Origin of the sequence: Parasphingorhabdus sp., assembly GCF_036964675.1 — a bacterium.
Taxonomy (GTDB): domain Bacteria; phylum Pseudomonadota; class Alphaproteobacteria; order Sphingomonadales; family Sphingomonadaceae; genus Parasphingorhabdus.
Window position 1 is genome coordinate 1 of the sequence record NZ_JBALTF010000096.1, and the last position, 2,664, is coordinate 2,664.

General features: G+C 59.4%; 3 protein-coding genes. 1 reads left to right on the plus strand and 2 read right to left on the minus strand.

The annotated features are described in order from the left end of the window. Nucleotides 1–188: 188 nt before the first annotated feature. Nucleotides 189–1,001: a nucleotidyltransferase family protein gene (locus V7665_RS12630; protein ID WP_335664889.1), complete on the minus strand. Its 813-nt coding sequence runs from the start codon at nucleotides 999–1,001 to the stop codon at nucleotides 189–191. Nucleotides 1,002–1,266: 265 nt separating this feature from the next. Here V7665_RS12630 and V7665_RS12635 point away from each other — a divergent pair, with 265 nt between their 5' ends. Continuing rightward, nucleotides 1,267–2,472: a hypothetical protein gene (locus tag V7665_RS12635; protein ID WP_335664890.1), complete on the plus strand. Its 1,206-nt coding sequence runs from the start codon at nucleotides 1,267–1,269 to the stop codon at nucleotides 2,470–2,472. On the opposite strand, the gene V7665_RS12640 is transcribed toward V7665_RS12635, so the two are convergent. Continuing rightward, nucleotides 2,465–2,664: DUF4915 domain-containing protein (locus V7665_RS12640; protein WP_335664891.1), on the minus strand; the 200-nt coding region annotated here is incomplete at its 5' end. The two genes, V7665_RS12635 and V7665_RS12640, sit on opposite strands and share 8 nt — an antisense overlap.

The following is a 2,664-nucleotide window of genomic DNA, read 5'->3' on the forward strand; positions in this document are numbered from 1 at the left end:
CAGACACCCAAAGGCAATCGCACCAGTTCAGGAAAACAGCAGTTGCCCTTGACGTATTAGAGAACACAATCGGGGCGGCAGCGGAAGGACTGCTTCTGTATCTCCAATGTCTCCTTTTGCGCGGACACTATAACTGGAATTACGGTGACAGGCGCAACAACCCCCAAATGAATTGTCATCCCGAGATATCAACCCTCCCGCCGCTCCAATATCTTGGCCACCAGTTCCAGGTCACTCGGCTTGTCCACATCGATCGCCGCTTCCGCTATCGGCAGTATGATCGGTTCCGCCCGCAACCCCATGCGCTGCCCCGCCTCCGCCATCGCCTGTTTGAAACTGATTGTCCGGCTCAGCGCCCGCAGCAGCAGCCAGGGGCCGAAATGGGCGAAGATCTTCCAGCCCTTTTTGCGATCTTTCTCGACCGCCGACCAAAGGGCGACCGCCGGTTTCGCTGCCGCATTGTGCAAGGCGAACAGATTGGCGCCGCTATAGGCGCCGCCGCGGAATTTCAGCCAGGTGCGGCGGGCGTCGGGATAGGCGGACAGCATTGTCCGGCGCTCGACCACGGCGACCGCGACATCCTGTCCGCTGTGCGCCTGAAAGAAATGGTCGATTATCTCCCCGGTCAGCAGCGCATTGTCCGCCGTGGTCACCAGCACCGGCCATGGCGCAATATCGGTGCCGATGACGCCGTGGATGCTGGTGGCGATACCATCACTGGATTCGACAAAGGCGATGCCGTCATGTTCTGCCAGATCCGGACTAAGGCCGGCCTTCAGCGCTTCGGGCGACTGGGCCATGATCACGATCTTGCCGATATAGGGCGATCCAAGCAGCGCGCGCGCCACCCGTTCGAGCATGGTCTGACCGCGGATCGGGATCAGCGCCTTATATTGGACGTTGCAATAAGCGGCCATCGGGTCGCCCTCGGGTCGCTGGCCAGCCAGGATGATCGCCGTCCACAGCGGCCTCTGGTCGGGGGACAAATCTCCGGCGGACATATCGGGGTCAATGAGAGGGGGCACGGGCGTCCTTATAATGTTCGATCGCGTCCTGCGAAAACCGGCTGCGCAGACAATATGTTAGACGCAGCGAAGGCTTTTGCAAAGCAGGCCTTGGCAACAACCGTTTCCGTTCCGCCACGCGCATCCCCCGGATGGCGACCGCGTAGACTTCTGAGAATAATTTGTCCAAAGACAGCAATGGGCGGATTGGTTCCGTCGGTAGCCAGCGAGCAGATGGGGTCGGACATCCGATGGAAGACATATGAGTTCCGATTCATCGAGCGATCCCCGGCGCATCGGTTTTCTGTTCAATCATGACGAACTGCATCAGGTCGCCCATATTGCGCCGATCATTTCCGCGCTGCAGCGGCAGGCGCCGACCGCGCGCGTCGAAGTCATCACCTCCAGCGACCGGCAGGCCGAGGCGGTTCGCGAGTTTCTCGATCCCGCCTTGCCGACGCCAGCCTTCTGGTCGATCCGGCCGCATGCCGGGACTCGGCTGGTCGAAAAAATGCTGGGCAATATGATCCCGCTCCACCGGCTGAGCAGCCTGAAGCGAAGCACCGACCTGTTCCGGCAATTTGATGCGCTGGTGGTGCCGGAGACAACCACGACCTATCTCAAGAAAAACAATCCATCCGACCGGCCAAAACTGATCTTCTTTCCCCATGGCGCCGGCGATCGGTCGATCGGTTTTTCTCCGGAAATGCGCCTGTTTGACTATGTGTTGCTGCCCGGCGCAAAAACCCGCGACCGGATGCTGGCGGCCGGCGTGATCCGCCCCGACAATCACCGCATCGTCGGCTATCCCAAGTTCGAAGCTTATGCGGACCGGCCGCCGGTCAGGCTGTTCGACAATGACAAGCCGATCGTGCTCTACAATCCGCATTTTGATCCCTTGCTCTCCTCCTGGTTCCGCTTCGGCGAGCAGATTCTCGACTATTTCGCGCAGCAAAATGACTATAATCTGATTTTTGCGCCACATGTCATGCTGTTCCAGCGCAAGCTTCTGGCATCGGTCGAGCACCGCTTGCTAAAGTTCCGCCAGCGGATCGACCCGCGTTTTGCCGCGCTCGGCCATATCCATATCGACACCGGCAGCACCCGCAGCGTCGACATGACCTATACCAGCGCCGCCGATATCTATCTCGGCGATGTCAGCAGCCAGATTTACGAATTTATCCGGGCACCGCGTCCAGCGATTTTCCTCAATTCCCATGATGCCAAATGGCAGGGCAATGCCAATTACGAACATTGGACTTTTGGCCCGGTGCTCGATGATCTCGCTGGTCTTGGGGCGGCGCTCGCGGAAGTCTCGCCACTATCGGATCCATTTCGAGAGGCCCAGACGCGCGCCTTTGCTTATTCTTTCGATATCGATGCTGACCGGCCGCCGTCGCAGCGCGCGGCCATGGCGATTGCCGAATTTCTGAACCTGCCGCAGCCGGACCAGCCAACTCTCAAATAATCGGCGGTTCGATCGTCAGAAAGTCCCTGATCTCGACCGAATTCGGCCCGAGGGTGATCGGGTTCCGGACGCCGGGCAGCACACAGATATCGAACAATTCGGTAATCGCGCCTTCGAAGCGCAGCCATTGCGCGACCTCGCCACTGGCTTGCGACACAATCTGCACCCCGCACCAGGCCTCGCTGTCTTTTT

Coding starts and splice junctions, on each gene's coding strand:
- V7665_RS12635 (WP_335664890.1), top strand. CDS start 1,267: ATGAGTTCCGATTCATCGAGCGATCCCCGGCGCATCGGTTTTCTGTTC.
- V7665_RS12630 (WP_335664889.1), bottom strand. CDS start 1,001: ATGTCCGCCGGAGATTTGTCCCCCGACCAGAGGCCGCTGTGGACGGCG.